A 238-nucleotide genomic window follows, 5' to 3' on the forward strand; every position below is an offset into this window, starting at 1 on the left:
GTTCATGTTGGTGCTGGTCCCGGCTCCACCCTGGATGGTGTCCACCACGAATTGATCATCCAAGAGACCATCCATGACCTCCATTGCGGCCTTTTGAATGGCTGAGGATTTGTCCGGATGAAGAAGGCCCAGCTGTTCGTTGGCGCGTGCGGCTGCGTACTTCACGGCTCCCAGGCTCCAGATGAGGGAACGCAAAGTGCCGATGGTCCGCCCGCTCACCGGGAAGTTGTCCACGGCC

1 protein-coding gene is annotated in these 238 nt (G+C 59.7%); it reads right to left on the reverse strand.

Annotation, left to right across the window (positions count from 1 at the left end):
* Window positions 1-234: lyase family protein (locus tag SB724_RS21690; protein WP_410573127.1), on the reverse strand; the 234-nt coding region annotated here is incomplete at its 3' end.
* Window positions 235-238 lie beyond the last annotated feature (4 nt).

This window comes from Bacillus sp. SIMBA_031, assembly GCF_046535225.1.
GTDB lineage: Bacteria > Bacillota > Bacilli > Bacillales > Bacillaceae > Bacillus > Bacillus velezensis.